Source organism: Bacillus sp. FSL R5-0422 (assembly GCF_038610765.1).
In the GTDB taxonomy this organism is placed as follows: Bacteria; Bacillota; Bacilli; order Bacillales; family Bacillaceae; genus Bacillus; species Bacillus pumilus_O.
On the sequence record NZ_CP152014.1, the window covers coordinates 474,555 to 490,657 of the forward strand.

The following is a 16,103-nucleotide window of genomic DNA, read 5'->3' on the forward strand; positions in this document are numbered from 1 at the left end:
AGCCCTTTTTGATTAAGCTTTTGTATCATACTGGCGGAGCACCTTATCGTAGGCGAAGTTGCCGAAAGGAATGAAAGCCGCAAAAAAACCAGCGATCGACCATTTCAAATGCCAGCGAACTTTAAAGGTCACATATGCCAAAATAAGCATATAGATGACAAACAATGCGCCATGAAGAGAGCCTACAATGGTGACTGCCATCGGAATATCCGCAAAATATTTCAGAGGCATGGCAATTAAAAGAAGGGTTAAAAGAGACATACCCTCAATAAAACCCGCCTGTCGAAGACGGCTAATACTTGTATGCATATACAAATCCTCCTGTATAAAAGCTAGTTTCTCATCTTCTAATATAAACGAAAGAACGTCTGGACATGCTGAAATCTACGAAAAATTCAAAATATGTTCATGTAATGCTTAAAAAATGGGAAAAAGGAAAAATCACTTAATCCTTGTTTGTTTCAGAGAGTACTTGCTTTAAGTGCATCACATCATGTAACAAATGATTCGTCATCGCTTGAACGGCTTCTGTGGAGCGGCGCTCTTTCATTTCAGAATAAATGGCAGCATGCTCAGTTTGAATCGTCTCAGCACGCGCCCCGCCGCTAAAATGAAAGATACGGCAAAAATGAATCAGTGCGTTCACATGATTCAATTGTTTATATAAGCGGTGATTGTGGCTCGCTAAAATGATTTTTTGATGAAAGGCTTCATGTAACTGGACGATGTCTTTAGATGGTAGTTGCTGTTTGATTGCTTCGTCTGCCTGCGTGAGGACCTGCTCAATTTCATCGAGCTCTTTTTGCGCGGCTTCTTTGCATGCAAGCTCAACAGCAAGCGTTTCTAAGGCAATTCGAATTTGATAAAGCTCCTCGACATCTTCTTCCGATAACGTATAAACAGAGTAGCCTGACCGATGATCAGCGATCAAGAGCTCATCTTTTTCTAAAAGCCTCATCGCCTCTCTCACCGGTGATCGGCTTACACCAAATTGTTTGGCAAGCTGTGTCTCATTGATGCGTTCCCCTGGCTGAAACTGTCCATCAAAAATCATCTGCTTCAACTGTTCATAAAATTGCATATGGTATGGTGCTGGTCTTTCCATCTTGAATGAATTCATTCTGTCATTCCCTCATTTACACATCATCTTTTGTCTCATGTTATCCAAGTTTTTCCCTCTAGGCAAGCCTGTCTTGGAAAAGTCAATATCGTACAATTCAAGAGAAAAAGGGTGTTCAGTGAAAACGAGTGTATATATTTATGGCGTTCCGATTATTACGATGGTCATTTCAATGATCGTTCTTCATGAAAGATTGACCCTCATGTCAGCACTTGGTACGGTACTGACCTTAGGCGGGCTACTGCTTTCAGATAAAAAAAGTGCGAGGAGGAAGAAGGTGAAACCCTCGATGCCTTTCCAAGATAAACAGGCGCTTTGATCAAAAAAGTGCCCTTATCCATTGAAAGAACATGCTCTCTCTAGTAAACTCAAATAAACGGTCGACCGTCGACCGACAATAAAGGGGGAGAAATGAATGAAGCATGTTTCAATTGCGGCGATACCAGGTGACGGGGTTGGAAAGGAAGTTGTACCTGAAGCGATACGAGTTTTGGAAGCGGTGTCAGAAGTACATGGCGGTCTGTCATTTACTTTTCAGGATTTTCCTTGGAGCTGTGAGTATTATTTAGAGCATGGCGAGATGATGCCAAAGGATGGATTGGATCAATTGAAAGCCTTTGACAGCATTTTCTTAGGGGCTGTCGGAGATGCCAATTTAGTGCCAGATCACGTATCGCTTTGGGGATTGCTTATTAAAATTAGGCGTGAATTTGAACAGGTGATTAACGTCAGACCTGCAAAACAGCTGAACGGAATACGCTCACCGCTTGCGCAGCCAAAGGATTTCGACCTTCTAGTTGTCAGAGAAAACGGTGAAGGTGAATATAGTGAAATTGGGGGGCGTATTTATCAAGGAGAAGATCAGCTTGCTGTTCAAAATGCGGTGTTCTCAAGAAAAGGGACAGAGCGTGCCATGCGTTTTGCCTTTCAATTAGCAGAAAAAAGACGAAAGCATGTGACGAGTGCAACCAAATCAAATGGGATCGTTCATACCATGCCTTTTTGGGATGAAGTGTTTCAAGACGTAGCAAAGGATTATCCAGAAGTGACCGCAGATTCACAGCACATTGATGCACTCTCAGCCTTCTTTGTCACGAGACCTGAGAAATTTGATGTCATTGTGGCCAGTAATTTGTTTGGTGATATTTTGACGGATCTTGGGGCAGCCATTATGGGGAGTATTGGTGTAGCGCCTGCCGCCAACATCAATGTGAATGGCAAATACCCATCCATGTTTGAGCCTGTACACGGATCAGCTCCAGACATTGCGGGAAAAGGAATTGCTAACCCGATCGGCCAAATCTGGACGGCTAAACTCATGCTGGATCATTTCGGAGAGGAAGAACTGGGCACTCATCTGCTCGAAACCATCGAATCAGTTACAGCAGACGGCTTTTTAACAGCAGACATCGGCGGCGCCTATCAAACGCAAGAAGTCACAAACGAAATCATCAAACGATTGAAGAAATAATCCGTCATTAGAACCGCATCTCCACGTCTGCTATAATAAAAGGATGGATAGAAGAAAGAGATGTGAAATCTAGTGTCAAAAACAGTTGTATTAGCAGAGAAACCTTCGGTCGGACGTGATCTTGCACGTGTGCTGAAGTGTCATAAAAAAGGAAATGGCTTTTTAGAAGGAGATCAATACATTGTGACATGGGCGCTTGGCCATTTGGTCACACTGGCTGATCCTGAAGGCTACGGAAAAGAATTTCAATCCTGGCGTTTAGAGGATTTACCAATCATTCCTGAACCGCTTAAACTTGTGGTGATGAAAAAGACAGGGAAACAATTTCAAGCAGTGAAAGCACAGCTTGCGAGAAAAGATGTCAAAGATATTGTCATCGCAACAGATGCTGGACGTGAAGGGGAGCTTGTCGCACGATGGATTCTTGAAAAAGCCCATGTGAAAAAGCCTTTGAAACGACTATGGATTTCATCTGTCACGGACAAAGCCATTCAAGAAGGCTTCAAACGTTTAAAAGACGGCAAAGTATATGATAACTTGTATCGCTCTGCCGTTGCGCGCGCAGAGGCAGACTGGATTGTCGGCATCAACGCAACAAGAGCGCTGACAACGAAGTTCAATGCACAGCTTTCCTGTGGACGGGTGCAAACACCAACGATCGCCATGATATTCAAACGAGAAGAAGACATTCAGCAATTTCAGCCGAAGCCGTTCTATGGATTGACTGCACAAGTAGATGGACTGACGTTGACCTGGCAGGATGCCAAAACAAAGCAAAACCGGACATTCCAAGAGAATGTGATCAAAGAGCGTTTGGCAGCCTGCAAAGGCAAACCAGCAGTGGTTGATGCGTTGAAAAAAACAGCGAAAAAAGCGTTCGCGCCGGGACTGTACGATCTGACTGAATTGCAGCGTGATGCACATAAACGCTATGGCTTCTCAGCCAAAGAAACATTATCTACGCTTCAGCGATTGTATGAGCAGCATAAGCTCGTCACATATCCGCGTACAGATTCACGATTTATTTCAGCGGATATCGTTCCTACATTAAAAGATCGTTTAAAAGGAATGAACGTCAGACCGTATGCGCAGCATGTGAACCGGATTTTACAGTCAGGTGTAAAAGCGCACAAAGGCTTCGTCAATGATGCCAAAGTGTCAGATCACCATGCGATCATTCCAACCGAGGAAGAGCTATATCCAGGAGTACTAAGCGATAAAGAGCGTAAATTATATGACCTCATTGCCAAGCGATTCCTTGCTGTACTCTTGAATCCTTTCGAGTATGAAGAAACAACGGTCATCACCAAAATAGGCAGTGAAACATTCACAGCAAAAGGGAAAACCGTGCAAGCAGCTGGCTGGAAAGCCGTGTACGATGACTCGTATGAAGAAGAGGAATCTGCCGAGGCAGATCAACATTTGCCGCTGCTTTCAGAAGGACAGTCACTAGACGTACGACAGCTAAAAGAAACAAGAGGAGAAACGAAACCTCCTGCACTTTTTAATGAAGCGACCTTATTATCTGCTATGGAAAACCCAGCGGCATTTATGCAGAACGAGGAAAAGGACTTAGTGAAAACCCTTGGTGAAACAGGTGGTCTAGGAACAGTAGCAACAAGAGCGGATATTATTGAAAAGCTGTTCAATAGCTTCTTAATCGAGAAAAAGGGCAAAGACATTTTCATCACCTCGAAAGGAAAGCAGTTGCTCTCGTTAGTGCCTGAGGACTTAAAGTCTCCTGCTTTAACAGCAGAATGGGAGCAAAAGCTTTCTAAAATCGCCAAAGGGCAATTGAAGGCTTCTCAATTCATGAGTGAAATGAAATCGTATGCCAAACAAGCCGTATCTGAAATCAAACAGACGAACCAGACCTTTAAGCATGACAATGTTACTGGCACCCATTGTCCAGACTGCGGTAAACTCATGCTGAAAGTGAATGGAAAACATGGCACGATGCTCGTCTGTCAGGACCGGGAATGCGGCCATCGTAAAAATGTGGCAAAGAAAACAAACGCACGCTGCCCGAACTGTCATAAAAAGCTCGAGCTGCGCGGAGAAGGGGATGGCAAAATCTTTGCTTGTGTATGCGGCCATAGAGAAAAGCTGTCTGTCTTCGAAAAACGCAAATCTCAATCCAATCAAAAGAAAGCCAGTAAGCACGATGTGTCTAAATATATGAAGAAACAAAAGAAAGTGGAAGAACCCATTAATAACGCACTTGCTGAACAATTAAAGAAATTAAAATTAGATCAATAGTTCTATATAAACCCATGCGGAAACGCATGGGTTTTTCAATGTTATCAAGCATATTGACATGTTGTTTTTCTGAAAATGGGAATAAATATGCGAAAAGACTCGTAATTTGGTATAAAATATTTATTTAAATTTAAACAAAAACGCTCTATAATAAATCGTTAGATGTTTAGAGAACGGGGAGTTGAAAGGGGACACGAATGCATACACGCATATATCGTACAGCAATTTTTTTACTCATTGTTATTTTACTAGGCGGATGTACCTGGAGGCAGCAGAAAGAATCAGCTGATCCAGTATCACCTCAGCCCGTTTTACCTGGAGAATATTTTATCACTCACCACTTAATGACAGATCAAGGCTTGATTCGTACCTCCTTTGCAGAGGAGCATATTTACTTATCTGAATCACTTGGGCTTTGGATGGATTATCTTGTTCGAAAAAAAGACCAAAATTTATTTGATCAACAGTTAGGTGTTTTGCAAGATCAATTTTTATTAGATCATCATCTTCTCAGCTGGCAAATTGAATCTGAACAAAAAAGTAAGGCCAATGCTTTAGTTGATGATTTACGTGTAGTGTCGGCACTTCAAAAGGCAAATCGTTTGTGGAAGAAGCCAGCGTATCAATCGACAGCAAAAGAAATCGCTCAAGCGTTAAAAGAAAAAAACATGTACAAAGGCATATTGTCCGATTATTATGATGCATCAACAAATCGAACTTCACACACAATCACACTCTCTTATATAGACCCAAAAGCAATCAAAGAATTGGAATCCCTCCACATATTCACGAAACAAATGACCAGCAACCAATTAGCCATTCTAAAACAAGCACCGAGAAAAAAAGGATTTTTTCCTAAGTCCTATGACATAAAGAAAAAAACCTATTCATTCGATCAAGAAATCAATATGATCGATCAACTTTATACAGCTCTACATGCACATCATGCAAAGGTGAATACGTCTGAAATCATGAAATGGCTGAAAACGTCGTTTAAACAAGACGGAAAACTATACGGGAGATATAAGCTGAGCACTTTGCAACCATCTGTCACATATGAATCGCCTTCGGTATATGCACTCGTTATTTTGTATGCCCTTAAACAAAACGAGCAGAAATTCGCAAAGACGGTCTATCACCGCATGAAAGAGTTACAAACCCAAGATCCTCTTAAGGCTTATTACGGAGGATACATGAACGAAAAAGAGACACACTCATTTGATAACTTATTGCCTCTAATTGCAGAAAGGGAGCTTTTAAATGAATCGGTTGTTCAGTAACACGTATCGCTTGTACTATTCTCTGCTCCTCACGTTTGCAGGCCTTATTTTGTTTATGGGCTACCTCAACGTACAAGATGCGGAGAGCTTTATGATCATCGCACTGACATTTGTCGTGTTAGGCTGCGGTATTTTATTTGGTATCCTACCAGCATTAATTTTCACCTTGTTGATTTTGTTCTTTATAGGAAGCGCCATGTTCTTTACAGAGCTTGGTCATGTAAGTCCTCTTTTTTCAAATCAAACATTGCAAGATGTAGTGATTTGGGGCGTAGCACTTCTTTTCTTTGCGATTTCAGCAGGAAGCTTGCATGAACGGATCCATACGCTGCGTCACACCATTGAACAACAAAAGCAAGCCATCAAACAATTTGTAGCGATTGACTCGACAACGGGATTTGACAATGCTGAGCGGATGAAGCTCGAATTATCCGAGGAAATGAAACGGGCAGAACGGTACAAACAGCCATTTGTCTTTATCCTTCTTCATATGAATTACACAGCGGAATTCAAATCGTTATATGGAGAAAAAGAAATGCAGCACCTATTCCAGCAATTAAGTCTCAAGATCCGCGAAAGCGTAAGAGAAACCGATAAGAAATTTCGGTTATCTGAAGAGCGAATGGGCTTGCTGCTAACCCATACACCAGAAGAAAATGTGTCAGTTGTCCTTGATAAGCTAAAGGATAAATTGCAGACGCATGTCTTATTAAACGGTCGTGAAGTGACCTTGACATTTCATGTCTGCCATTTAACAAGCAGCTCGGATTATCGTACGCCAGAGCAATTTTTAGAAGAACTAGAAAAAGAGATGATGATGAATGAACTGTAATTCTTTGATGAAATGTTGTTTGATGATCACGCTTTTTACGATTGTTTCGTTTAAACACATTGCTTCAGCGGATGCTCTTGTCACGCAGCCAAATACACTGATCGTTTATTCCACACCATCTGGTGAAGTGACTCCAGCCGTTCATATGCTGGATCTACTCGTCGGTCATTTTTCAAAACAGACGATGATTGTATCCGATGAACATTTGGCTGAAAAGAGGATCAATGAATTTCAGCAAGTCATTTATCTTGGTGAAATAAAGAGAACCTTGTCAAAACAAACCATTCGTGCGATGAACGAATCACAGCAATTCATCGCCATTGGCTACAATGCGGAACAGTTTCGCCCATTCTCCAAGCTTACTTTTCACAAACAAGATCATATCAGTCAAATAAAACATACACATGATCAGACATACCGTCAGTTAGAGAGAAGTATCAATGTGTTAACGGTTAGAGGGGCAGAGTTGAAAAATGAATTTCTAGTGAAGAAACATCAATCTGATCTGCCATTTGTGATTCAAACAAAAGAAGGTGCGGCATATATCGGTATCTTAGATGTCATGCAGCACAACGAGCTTCTTGCAGAAGCGCTAGAAAAATACATGTCACCTTCTGTGCAAATGACGACAAAATACTTAATGCTCGGGAACATCAGTCCAGCAAGTGACGAGAAAAAGCTGCTTGAACTTGGACAATACGTATCCGCACAGCATATTCCTTATCAGATTGCAGTGACCCCTGCTTGGATAGATCGGGCAACAGGTGATGAAGTCACACTAAGTGACCGCCCGAAACTTGTGAGTGTTTTAAAACAATTGCAAGGCAATGGAGCGAGTATCATTCTTCATGGCTTTAGCCGTACGTATCGAACGGAGGAATCTGGTCAGGGATTTGAGTTCTGGGATGCAAAATATGATCAGCCCATCTCATCAAATGACCCCAAAAAAGCTGAGAAGAAACGAATGAAAAGTCAATTCCCAAATGAAAAAGACTTTCATACGTATACCAAATCGAATCAGGAGCAAGAAATCGCCTATACAGAAGAAAAACTGACAAAGGGCATTGAGCTTCTTGCTAGTCAAGGCTTATATCCTCTTGGGTTCGAGGTGCCGCATGATGCGACATCACAACAAGGGTATGAAGTAATTTCAAAGCATGTGTCGAGTCTATTTGGACAGGTGCAGCTGTCAGACCGCACTTGGAAAGCAGTCGGCGCATCGCCGCTTGTGACGTCTCCTGCCATGTTACACGGCATGACCTTATATCCTCAGCATCAAGTAGAGCAAGCCCCTGACCAAGAAGGTTCCAATGTTTTAACAGAACAGACGATTCAATCCGTTCAGCATCTGCAATCAGCCGCAATAGGGCTGTCCTATGACGTGGAGTTGGGGATAGCAGGGTTACAGGATTTAATCACACAGATGGAGGCAATCCCTTCTAGCGAATGGCTGGATATCAAGAAAACAAAACAGACGGTCCAAACTGCACATGTCAAAATCCAAACATTTGGGAATGGACATATTCAAGTAGAGGAATCCAACATCGCCGAAACAAAAACAGTCAAACGAAGTGGCATGGAAAATATGCTGAGAATTCTCACGGTCGTGGTCATGCTGTTTATTGCGGCATTTGCTTTATACACATTGTATTTAAGACTGACAATGAAAAAACGAATTTTTAAGGAGAGAAAATTAGGTGGCTGATGTCTTATTTTATCTTTCATTAATGCTCATTTGGATCATGCTCCTATACCACATGTTTCTCATGCAGGGCGGCTTTCAGCATTACCTGACCTATGAAAAAGTGCTGCCTAAATGGACGAAACAAGGGAAGGATCTGCCAACCGTCAGTATTCTGATTCCTGCTCATAATGAAGAGGTCGTCATTCGGCAGACATTAAAAGCGATGGTTCAGCTATCTTATCCTAAACACCTCCTTGAAATCATTGTGATTAATGACAATTCCTCTGATCGCACAGGAGAGATTGTGCAATCATTCAGTGAGCAATATGATCATGTCCATATGATTGAAACGAAGCCACCATTTGCAGGGAAGGGAAAATCCACTGCGCTGAATGAAGGTTTGAAGGCTTCAACAGGAAAAGTGATTTGCGTATACGATGCAGATAACATGCCTGAACCAAAGGCTGTCTATCATCTGGTTCTTGGGTTATTAAATGACCCAAAAGCAGGCGCTGTTGTCGGGAAATTCAGGGTGATCAATGCAGCCAAAAATTTGCTGACCAAATTTATTAATATTGAGACCATCTGTTTTCAATGGATGGCGCAGGGCGGGAGATGGAAATGGTTTGGTATTGCGACAATACCAGGTACCAACTTCGCCATCCGCCGGCACATTTTAGAAGAGCTCGGCGGTTGGGATGTCCAAGCTTTGGCCGAGGACACCGAATTAACGATCCGTGTGTATAACCTTGGGTATGTGATTCGATTTTTCCCAGCGGCGATCACATGGGAGCAAGAGCCCGAGACGTGGAAGGTCTGGTGGCGGCAAAGAACGCGCTGGGCTAGAGGGAATCAATATGTTGTTCTTAAGTTTTTAAGGCAGTTTATGAAGCTAAAACGAAAACGAATGATTTTCGATTTGTTTTATTTCTTCTTTACGTATTTCTTATTTTTCTTCGGTGTTCTGCTCTCAAATGGCATCTTTATTGTAAACCTATTTGTTGACCTCCACTTATCTGTAGGGGCTGTTGCACTGATCCTTTGGGGATTAGCGTTCTTCCTCTTTCTAACAGAAGTGATGATTACATTAAGTATTGAGAAAACAGAGCTCACCAAACAAAATATTCTCATAGTGGTTCTCATGTACTTCACCTATTCTCAAGTATGGATTGCGCTCGTCGTGTACTCCTTATGTGTAGAGGTGAAGAGCCGATTATTGAAACAAGAAGTGAAATGGTACAAAACAGAGCGTTACGATCAACAACAAAAGAAAAGCGGGTGACAAATTGAAATCGGTCAAATGGATGTTTTTAATATTAGCGCTATCTCTTGCCATTCAGCCTTTTTTCATGGCAAGTCAAGCAATGGCGCAATCCAATCGAGTACAAGTGAAAGACGATTGGGTTCACTCATCAAAAGGAAATCAAACCGAAACGCAGCATCTATCAGAAGATGTGGTGACCTTGTATGGTCAAGAAGACCGCACTGAATTTTCCTATCAAATGGAGAAAGAAAAAGTAGAGTCTAGCACTCTTACATTAAATATAGAGGCTTCATCATTACTCATATCGCCATCGTCTTTCACAGTGATGATTGATGGAGAGATTGAAAAGACGATCCCTGTATCAGGGAAAAATGCAAAAAAATCGATTGAAATCAAATTGAACAAAGCGCAATTGAAAAAAGGATCTCATCAAATTCAGCTCGCATTTTATGGTGTGTTAAAAGAAGGTGTGTGTATCAACCAAGAGACGCCTGCCAATTGGCTGAAAGTATATCCTGAAAGTGAGCTGGCGTTCAAAGGAGTTCAAACGAAAGACGTGACGTTAGATAGCTTCCCTTCACCATTTATTTCATCAGGTGAACAGAATGAACAAACAGATATTGTGATTCCAAATAAACCGAATGCGGCTGAATTAGAAGCGGCGATGAAAGTATATCGCACGTTGAAAAACAAAGACCGCCAAGCAGACCTCAAACTCGTTCAAGAAAAGGATATCGAGCAAATTGCGCATCCAACCATTGCTGTGGGAGCAAAGGGAAGCTGGAATGGGCGAATGAAATCAATCGAGCAAGCGGCTGGAATTAAAACAGAAGGCGATCAACTTACGTTAGCGGTAAGAACCTTGACAGCAAAGAAAAAAGAACAGCCCGTTTTATTTATCACTGCTAAGCAGCCAAAGACAATTGCAGAAAAAATCAATGTTTTGACTCAACCAGAACTGACAGGTCAGCTCACTGGTACCGACTTGCTGCTGCAAAAAGTGACAGCTAATGTGTCTAAGCCATCGCATCATATTCGTTTAATAGATTTTGGCGGAGATGATGTCAAAGTTGGAACCAAAAAGACAGCATCTGATCACTACTATTATCCGAAAGCATTAATGGCTCAACAAAAATCAGGTGCAAAACTAACTCTATCATTTAAAAAATCAGATCCAGCGAATAAAGCGGAACGTCTAACAGTGATGATCAATAACGAACCACACGACGTGCCGTTAACAAAACTAGGAAACAAAGATGAGAATGGCTTCTATCATGTGTCGATTCCAGTAGATTCACAAGTACTCCAAAAGAACGAATATGTGGACTTACAGTTTGTCACAACAGGTTTTAAAAACATGGAATCTTGCAGACATACGGATGAAGAAGGCTGGATTTACATTGATAAGAACAGCTCTCTTCAAATACCAGAAGGAACAACTAGTGATACACCGGACTTAGCCGCATGGCCGCTTCCTTACACTTCGGAAACGCAGCAAGGAAACACATTGATCATTATGCCAGATCAAATCACTCAAGCATCAATCAACCAAATGGCTATGCTGACAGAATCATTTAGTCAACCGGAAGCTACTCACTATCATTTGGTCGAAGCATCAAATGTGACAGATGAACAATTGAAAAAGAACTCTCTCATTTTCATCGGGGGCATCCAGACATTTTCTCTTTTAAAAGAAAAAGCAGACGATCTCATTGTTCCAGCGGAAAAGGATCAATATGATGTATCCTCATTTGGCATGATCAACGAAACAACGGCTCGTATTGTATGGACGCAGCCATCCGTATGGAATAAAGAACTAACCATGACCGTTTTTTCAGGAATGACGGCAGGTGACGCTAATATATCAAATGAAGTGATTCAATTCCTTCAAACAAATACGGAGACCGCTACAGTTGCGATAGAAAGCAAGAACAAAGATATGTTCTCTAATCATCAAACAGTCAGCAATGCAAAAAATGATCTTAATAAAGGTGAAAAACAAGGTGTCGGTGAGTCTTGGATTTACTTTGCCTGTATCGCTGTACTGATCATTTTTGTCGCTGTGATGATTGTTTATTTCTTACGGAAAAACCGTAAAAAGACTGATTAATAAACGGTCAAAAGACCTCGAAAAAATCTCTTTACTTTGGTGTCAAACGGGAGTATGATCTCTTTTATAAAAGACCAATCGCTGAATCATTTCGATGAGCGGGGGAACCAATTGTGGTGGTAAAGCACCACGTGGGGTGAATCCTTTTTAGGTAGGGCAAAGTCTCATGCGCCCGAATCCGTCAGCTAACCTCGTAAGCGTTAAAGAGAGCAAAGACCAACCTGTGATCTAAACAATAGACACAGGGGCATTCTATTGCCTCTGTGTCTTTTTGGCGATCCATCTTTTGTAACTTAAATCGTTTGACACTAAAGGAGCGGGCATCACATGTACAGTTTGATGAAGCGTATTTTAATTGGTAAACCATTAAAATCACAGGCAGCAGGAGAACAAAAACTATCAAAAATCAAAGCGTTGGCATTATTGTCATCAGACGCATTGTCATCAGTTGCATATGGTACAGAACAAATCTTAATTGTTCTTTCTGTCGTTAGTGCAGCAGCATTTTGGTACTCACTCCCGATTGCAGGTTGTGTATTAATTCTTTTAATGGCGTTAATTCTATCTTACCGCCAGATCATTTATGCTTATCCAGAAGGCGGCGGGGCATATGTCGTCTCTAGCAGGAACCTAGGTGAAAAACCAGGTTTGATCGCTGGTGGATCATTGCTTGTAGACTATATTTTGACTGTAGCGGTGAGCATATCAGCTGGTACTGATGCCGTCACATCAGCTTTTCCAGCACTATATCCATATCATGTCTTGATCTCAATAGTATTGGTCATCGTGATTATGGTGCTCAACCTTCGTGGATTGACAGAATCGGCATCTATTCTGGCTTATCCTGTCTACTTGTTTGTATTTTCACTCCTTATCTTAATTGGAGTAGGCGGCTTTAAATTATTAACAGGAGGCGTACCGCCAGCACCTGAGCATACTGCGGTAGGCACGCACGTACAAGGCATTACATTATTTCTTTTATTAAAAGCTTTTTCATCTGGCTGTTCTGCTCTGACTGGAGTAGAAGCCATTTCAAATACCATTCCATCTTTTAAAAAACCGGCTGCCCAAAATGCAGCAAGAACATTATTGATGATGGGTGGATTACTAGCTGTTTTATTTGTGGGTGTCACATTGCTTGCGTTTGGTTTCGGCATCTCGCCAAAGCCAGAAGAAACGGTTGTATCACAAATTGCATCAGACACTTTTGGGCGTACGTTTTTCTATTACGTCATTCAGGCAGTCACAGCGCTAATCCTTATATTAGCGGCAAATACCGGCTTTTCAGCCTTTCCGTTATTGGCTGTCAATTTAGCAAAGGATAAGTATATGCCGCGTATGTTTACTGTAAGAGGAGACCGGCTTGGTTACTCTAATGGCATTATCTTTTTAGGCGTAGCTTCCATGCTGCTCATCTGGCTGTTTGATGGAAAAACAGAACATCTTATCCCGCTATATGCTGTTGGTGTGTTCATTCCATTTACCCTGTCGCAGACCGGCATGTGTGTGAAGTGGATTCGTGAAAAACCGCAAGGCTGGAAAACGAAAATGCCAATCAATATCGTCGGAGCACTGATTTCCTTTACAGTTTTCATGATTCTCATTTTGACTAAGTTTCATCTCGTATGGCCAGTATTTGTTTTTCTGCCGATCGTACTATTTATCTTCCATTCCATTAAAAAGCATTACCTGTCTGTGGGAGAACAATTGCGTTTATTGAATGAAACAGAGCCTGTTGAGATGAAAGGAAATGTGGTCATCGTACCTATAGCGGGTGTGACGCGTGTTGTCGAACAATCTCTTCAATATGCAAAGTCTTTGTCAGAGCAAGTCATAGCAGTGCATGTATCCTTTGATAAAGAGAAGGATAAGAAAATTGAAGAGGATTGGGAAAAGCTTAATAGCGGCGTACGACTTGTGATACTTCATTCGTCCTATCGAAGCCTCATACACCCGCTTGATAAATTTCTTGAAACCGTTGAGGCAAAAGCAAATGCGCATCAATATAAAGTGATGGTGCTTGTGCCTCAATTTATCCCGAAAAAAAGATGGCACACCATTTTGCATAATCAATCTGCCTTTTTATTAAGATTCCGCCTGTTATGGAAGCGGGATATTGTGGTGGCGACCCTGCCTTATCATTTTAAAAAGTAGCAGAAGCAAGTTGAAACGTTTGATCAAAAGAATGCGGTGGTATGGAGTAAGAAAAAAGGAGTTTTCTCACATGCCGCAAAGAACCGCAGGAAAAGAAGTAACAGCGCTACTGGAAGAGTGGGGCGTGAAACATATTTATGGAATGCCCGGTGACAGCATAAACGAATTGATTGAAGAACTTAGGCATGAATCAAGCCAAATACAATTTATCCAAACGAGACATGAAGAAGTGGCAGCACTATCAGCGGCAGCTGATGCCAAACTAACAGGTAAACTCGGTGTCTGTTTATCTATCGCTGGGCCAGGTGCTGTCCACTTATTAAATGGACTGTATGATGCCAAAGCAGATGGTGCACCAGTTTTAGCAATTGCAGGGCAAGTTGCTTCGGCCGAAGTAGGCAGAGACGCATTCCAAGAAATCAAATTGGAGCGGATGTTTGACGATGTCGCTGTCTTTAATCAGCAGGTACAGACGGCAGAGGCGCTGCCTGACTTATTGAATCAAGCCATCAAAGCAGCTTATACCCATAAAGGTGTAGCAGTTCTTACCGTATCAGATGACTTATTTTCTCAAAAAATAAAGCGCAAACCCGTCTATACATCTCCTCTTTATGTGGAGGGAGAAGTACGACCGAAGAAAGATCAACTGCTAAAGGCGGCTCAGCTGATTAACAATGCGAAGAAGCCAGTCATCTTAGCAGGTAAAGGATTAAGACATGCAAAAGAAGAGCTTCTTTCATTTGCAGAAAAGGCAGCTGCTCCTATCGTCATCACACTCCCTGCAAAAGGGGTTGTACCAGATAGGCATCCATACTTTTTAGGTAACTTAGGTCAAATTGGAACGAAGCCGGCATATGAAGCGATGGAAGAATGTGATCTCTTAATTATGCTTGGCACCTCCTTTCCATATAGAGACTACTTACCAGAGGACACGCAAGCCATTCAACTGGATATTAAACCAGATCAAATCGGTAAAAGGTATCCGGTAGATGTGGGAATTGTGAGCGACAGCAAGAGTGGTTTGCATGAACTGACTTCGTACATTGAATATAAAGAGCAGCGTGGCTTTCTCGAAGCTTGTACAGAGCATATGATGAAGTGGCGAGAAGAAATGGATAAAGAAAAATCTGTTGCTACTTCACCGATTAAACCACAGCAAGTCATTGCTAGACTAGAAGAAGCAGTCGAGGACGACGCCATTCTTTCAGTTGATGTTGGTAATGTGACAGTATGGATGGCGCGTCATTTTGAAATGAAACAGCAGGATTTCATTATCTCCAGCTGGCTTGCCACAATGGGTTGCGGTTTACCTGGTGCGATTTCAGCTAAATTGAATGAACCGAACCGACAAGCCATTGCCGTTTGTGGTGATGGTGGCTTCACAATGGTCATGCAAGACTTTGTGACAGCTGTAAAATATAAGCTCCCAATCGTTGTCGTGATTTTAAACAACAACAATTTAGGAATGATTGAATATGAGCAACAGGTAAAAGGAAACATGAATTATGGTATAGAGCTGGAGGATATTAATTTTGCTAAATTTGCAGAAGCATGTGGCGGCAAAGGAATCTCCGTGTCATCACATGAAGAATTAGCTCCAGCCTTTGATACAGCCCTTCAATCCGATAAACCAGTCATTATTGATGTCGCTGTAGACAATGAACCTCCGTTACCTGGGAAAATCACTTACACCCAAGCAGCAGGCTTTAGTAAATATTTATTGAAAAAATTCTTTGAAAAAGGTGAGCTGGATATCCCTCCACTCAAGAAAAGCCTCAAACGCTTTTTCTAAACACAAGGTAGTCGGTCTTCTGAAAAGAAGGCTGACTTTTTTTATGATGATTAGGAAAAATCATTTCAATTGTCACTTGCCGCCATCTCTATTTAAATATTTGGAAATTATTTTTGTAACTTAAAGCCTATTTTTCC

12 protein-coding genes and 1 riboswitch are annotated in these 16,103 nt (G+C 41.7%); of the genes, 10 read left to right on the forward strand and 2 right to left on the reverse strand.

All coding sequences use genetic code 11. The annotated features are described in order from the left end of the window. Positions 1-12: 12 nt before the first annotated feature. Both MKX52_RS02265 and MKX52_RS02270 read right to left on the reverse strand, forming a co-directional pair. Positions 13-309: a DUF3817 domain-containing protein gene (locus MKX52_RS02265; protein ID WP_008347156.1), complete on the reverse strand. Its 297-nt coding sequence runs from the start codon at positions 307-309 to the stop codon at positions 13-15. 136 nt (positions 310-445) lie between these two features. Further along, a complete protein-coding gene (locus MKX52_RS02270; RefSeq protein WP_342491395.1) occupies positions 446-1,120 on the reverse strand; it encodes a GntR family transcriptional regulator in 675 nt (224 codons plus the stop codon). Positions 1,121-1,238: 118 nt separating this feature from the next. Here MKX52_RS02270 and MKX52_RS02275 point away from each other — a divergent pair, with 118 nt between their 5' ends. From MKX52_RS02275 to MKX52_RS02320, 10 genes are all read left to right on the forward strand, one after another. After that, entirely contained in the window at positions 1,239-1,439 is a 201-nt protein-coding gene (locus MKX52_RS02275) for an EamA family transporter (protein ID WP_342491396.1), read from the forward strand. Between the two features lie 96 nt (positions 1,440-1,535). Next, a complete protein-coding gene (locus tag MKX52_RS02280) occupies positions 1,536-2,591 on the forward strand; it encodes a tartrate dehydrogenase (RefSeq protein ID WP_224925657.1) in 1,056 nt (351 codons plus the stop codon). Positions 2,592-2,663: 72 nt separating this feature from the next. After that, on the forward strand, positions 2,664-4,850 hold the full coding sequence (locus MKX52_RS02285) for a DNA topoisomerase III (RefSeq protein WP_342491397.1): 2,187 nt from the start codon (positions 2,664-2,666) through the stop codon (positions 4,848-4,850). 197 nt (positions 4,851-5,047) lie between these two features. After that, on the forward strand, positions 5,048-6,130 hold the full coding sequence (locus MKX52_RS02290; RefSeq protein WP_342491398.1) for a glycosyl hydrolase family 8: 1,083 nt from the start codon (positions 5,048-5,050) through the stop codon (positions 6,128-6,130). Then, the gene (locus MKX52_RS02295) at positions 6,111-6,962 is read left to right on the forward strand and encodes a GGDEF domain-containing protein (protein WP_342491399.1); all 852 of its coding nucleotides are present in this window, start codon (positions 6,111-6,113) and stop codon (positions 6,960-6,962) included. Before MKX52_RS02290 ends, MKX52_RS02295 begins: the two co-directional genes overlap by 20 nt. Next, on the forward strand, positions 6,952-8,667 hold the full coding sequence (locus tag MKX52_RS02300) for a DUF2334 domain-containing protein (RefSeq protein ID WP_342491400.1): 1,716 nt from the start codon (positions 6,952-6,954) through the stop codon (positions 8,665-8,667). Before MKX52_RS02295 ends, MKX52_RS02300 begins: the two co-directional genes overlap by 11 nt. Then, on the forward strand, positions 8,660-9,928 hold the full coding sequence (locus MKX52_RS02305; protein WP_342491401.1) for a glycosyltransferase: 1,269 nt from the start codon (positions 8,660-8,662) through the stop codon (positions 9,926-9,928). Before MKX52_RS02300 ends, MKX52_RS02305 begins: the two co-directional genes overlap by 8 nt. A gap of 4 nt (positions 9,929-9,932) precedes the next feature. Next, positions 9,933-12,020 carry a cellulose biosynthesis cyclic di-GMP-binding regulatory protein BcsB gene (locus tag MKX52_RS02310; RefSeq protein WP_342491402.1) on the forward strand — a complete coding sequence of 696 codons (2,088 nt, stop codon included), beginning with the start codon at positions 9,933-9,935 and terminating at the stop codon, positions 12,018-12,020. Positions 12,021-12,089: 69 nt separating this feature from the next. Then, positions 12,090-12,235, forward strand: a riboswitch (cyclic di-AMP (ydaO/yuaA leader). A 112-nt stretch (positions 12,236-12,347) separates the two neighbouring features. Next, on the forward strand, positions 12,348-14,174 hold the full coding sequence (locus tag MKX52_RS02315) for an APC family permease (protein ID WP_217016097.1): 1,827 nt from the start codon (positions 12,348-12,350) through the stop codon (positions 14,172-14,174). A 70-nt stretch (positions 14,175-14,244) separates the two neighbouring features. Beyond that, on the forward strand, positions 14,245-15,966 hold the full coding sequence (locus tag MKX52_RS02320; protein ID WP_088004141.1) for a pyruvate oxidase: 1,722 nt from the start codon (positions 14,245-14,247) through the stop codon (positions 15,964-15,966). Positions 15,967-16,103: the final 137 nt, after the last annotated feature.

Coding starts and splice junctions, on each gene's coding strand:
- MKX52_RS02300 (WP_342491400.1), top strand. CDS start 6,952: ATGAACTGTAATTCTTTGATGAAATGTTGTTTGATGATCACGCTTTTT.
- MKX52_RS02265 (WP_008347156.1), bottom strand. CDS start 309: ATGCATACAAGTATTAGCCGTCTTCGACAGGCGGGTTTTATTGAGGGT.
- MKX52_RS02315 (WP_217016097.1), top strand. CDS start 12,348: ATGTACAGTTTGATGAAGCGTATTTTAATTGGTAAACCATTAAAATCA.
- MKX52_RS02320 (WP_088004141.1), top strand. CDS start 14,245: ATGCCGCAAAGAACCGCAGGAAAAGAAGTAACAGCGCTACTGGAAGAG.
- MKX52_RS02280 (WP_224925657.1), top strand. CDS start 1,536: ATGAAGCATGTTTCAATTGCGGCGATACCAGGTGACGGGGTTGGAAAG.
- MKX52_RS02270 (WP_342491395.1), bottom strand. CDS start 1,120: ATGAATTCATTCAAGATGGAAAGACCAGCACCATACCATATGCAATTT.
- MKX52_RS02295 (WP_342491399.1), top strand. CDS start 6,111: ATGAATCGGTTGTTCAGTAACACGTATCGCTTGTACTATTCTCTGCTC.
- MKX52_RS02290 (WP_342491398.1), top strand. CDS start 5,048: ATGCATACACGCATATATCGTACAGCAATTTTTTTACTCATTGTTATT.